Source organism: Mycobacterium sp., assembly GCF_032161845.1.
Classification (GTDB): domain Bacteria; phylum Actinomycetota; class Actinomycetes; order Mycobacteriales; family Mycobacteriaceae; genus Mycobacterium.
The window spans coordinates 1-2,534 of sequence record NZ_JAVRQA010000553.1; the positions used below are offsets into that span (position 1 = coordinate 1).

General features: G+C 68.5%; 4 protein-coding genes. All 4 read right to left on the bottom strand.

Annotated elements, in window-relative coordinates; genetic code table 11:
• Nucleotides 1-228: 228 nt before the first annotated feature.
• Nucleotides 229-672 (bottom strand): hypothetical protein, encoded by a 444-nt coding sequence (locus QOD90_RS30870; protein ID WP_526356302.1) that lies wholly within the window; start codon nt 670-672, stop codon nt 229-231.
• A gap of 153 nt (nt 673-825) precedes the next feature.
• The gene (locus QOD90_RS30875) at nt 826-1,371 is read right to left on the bottom strand and encodes a uracil-DNA glycosylase family protein (protein ID WP_526356304.1); all 546 of its coding nucleotides are present in this window, start codon (nt 1,369-1,371) and stop codon (nt 826-828) included.
• 326 nt (nt 1,372-1,697) lie between these two features.
• Nucleotides 1,698-2,306, bottom strand: a complete 609-nt coding sequence (locus QOD90_RS30880; protein ID WP_526356306.1) for a hypothetical protein — start codon at nt 2,304-2,306, stop codon at nt 1,698-1,700.
• A partial coding sequence (locus QOD90_RS30885) for a hypothetical protein (RefSeq protein WP_526356308.1) occupies nt 2,303-2,534 on the bottom strand: 232 nt, incomplete at its 5' end. The genes QOD90_RS30885 and QOD90_RS30880, both read right to left, overlap by 4 nt.

Genomic DNA, 2,534 nt, shown 5'->3' on the forward strand with positions numbered 1-2,534 from the left:
CATTCCTCTCGAAGCCAGTCTCCGAAGAGATCACCCCGCTGTAGCCCTCGCCCGGGCGTCCACGCACCGATTACTCACGGCCGGACTACTCGGTCGGTCGCGAGCGGTGTCCTCTCCGCTCGCGGGCTGTGCGTGCTCCCGCACGCCGGCTACGAGGCCGCATCCCGAATCTGCACGCGAAGCTCAGTCTCGTAGACGACAGCTGCGGCATCGTTGGCTTCGGAAATCTCACGGCCGAGATTGCGGGAGCGATGCGCGTCGTTGAGCGGATGGATAACGGCTCTCTTCTCGCGTTCGGGGATCGCGTAGATCTCGACGCCAAACAGCGCAGCCAGTGCGCGCCGCGCGGCGAACTCGGTTTGTCGCGCCGATCGACTCGTAAACGACGGCGGCCATCTCCGCGAGCCGCGCGGACGCGATCTGCAGCGTCATCCCCTCAGGCAGCGAGATCGGGTCAGACAGGTTCGCCGAGTCCTTCGTGAGGCCCTCCGCGATCGCCGTCGACGCGTCAGCGAAGAAGTCAGCGAGTGAAGTGGCGAGCGCCTTGCGCTCGAGGACGATCCCAAGGCTCAGCGCGCCGAGGCTCCATGAGCACATCAGCTGGATTCGCCCGTCGATGACGTCATCGCGCTTGACGGCACGCTTGCCGAGGCGATTGATGTGCGGGGGCATCGACGCTGGTCATGACGGCTCGGTGTGGCGCTCGATCTGCGACGCATCCCAGCCGCCCTTGCGGCTGTTGGGGATCCACAGGCCCTCTACGTCGCGTCGCGTCAAACCAAGGACCAAGTCGACTGTCTGAAGTTGCGCTCGCGCCCACGACCGTCACGATGCCCACCAGTCGGCGAGTTGCGCCAGGGCGAGCTGGACACGGTCGGTGCGTTCCATCGGCCCGGGCATGACGAACACCTCGGCTCCAGCGAGCATCCGATCGGCGAGGAGGCCGTGTCCCTCGAACGTGCCGAGCAGCGCCTGCGCCCCGCCTTTGAACGTGAAGAGCACCCGCGGGACGTGCAGGGCCGCGAGCTTCTCGTCGAGCAGCGCGCGTCCGTGCTGCAGCTCGCCGGGCCGCAGGCCTTGTGCGCGCGAGGTCGGTCGCTTGACGACGTCGGTGAACCCGATCCCGGCGGCGTACGCGGCGTCGTCCGCGGAGCCTGCGGCTGCGAGATTGAGGATGCTGGCCTGTGCGAGTCGGGCGTAGAACCGCTGGCCGATCTGGCCCTGGTAGTAGTGGCCGGCCGCTACGGACACGGGCGATGGGTTGATGCCGACGATCACCATGCTCAGCCCTGGCCGCAGAAGGTCGGCCAGAGTCGTGACCGTTTCGCCCATCCACGCCGCGGTGATCCGGTGTCCCCGGTCGGTGGACATCGTCAAGCCCGAGAAGGGGTCATCGGCGGCGGTGTCCCGCCCGGGGTGGGCGCGTGCCGGTGGCGGATCGGACGGCCGGCGGCTGGTGCGGAGGTGTGTTGTGCCGGACTGGAACTCGGTGGCGAGCTGGTCGGCTTCGGCGCGAGTGAACCGATAGCGGCTGCGGTACTCGTGCCCGGCGACGATCGGGTGGCCGGCGTGCTTCTGCGCGCGCAGCTAGTTACGGAACTGAAGGCCGGTCACGCCCAGCCACCTGGCGATCTCGTTGGGAGTGACTTCTTCCATGGCACGTAGTCGACCTGACGACGGCTGCTCTGACAAGAGCCTCAGTCGCGCAACCATTGCTGAAGCAGCACCACCTCCACGCCGGATGCGACCCTCGCCTGCTCGGCGTACGTGGCGGGGAACCCGTGATCGGCCTCCTCGACCGCCACGACGTACCCGCGCGTGGCCAGGCCGGAGCGCAGGTACTCGGCGACCTTGGCGACGTCCGCGTCGACCTTGACCAGCATCGGGCGCGGTGATCCGGCGCCGTGTTGCCAGAAGTTGCTGGCCAGCGCGAACTCGAACACCGCGTCCAGTGGAAGCGCGCCGGTCGCGGCGGGTAGCGTGGCGGCGGCAAGGTGGTCGCGCCGCATGATCGCCAGGTCGATCCGCTTGGGCCTGGCCGCCGACTGGGCCTGATACATCCACTGGCCGGGGCTGAGCTCCAGATGCATGTCCTCCCAAGGCACGCCCGCGTCGGCGAGGAAGCGCGCGAACTGCAAGACGCAGTCGTGCTCGCTGAGGAGCGTCGGACCGAAGTGCGCCGACACGGTCCCGGTCGCGTTGACCGGGTGCGACGGCCACTCCGGCAGCGCCCGCAGCCACCTTGCCATCCGTGCCGCGGCGTCGGCGATCTGCTCGGCCAGCTTGTCGGTTCGCGGATCGCTCACGTGTCCGAGGCGACGTCATCGGCCGCGTCCTCGGCATTGACCATCCGCTGCCGCTGCTGGGCGGCGAGGATCTCGTCGCGTAGGTCCTGCGGGATGTCGATGATCTCGACGTCCACGTTCCAGGTTCGTAACGCCTGGGCGACCCACCCGTCGCGCGTCGCGTACCTCGACGCCTCCTCGTCGGCGAAGGCGATGACCAGTCGCGTGTCGGGGTGCTCGCACCGGATG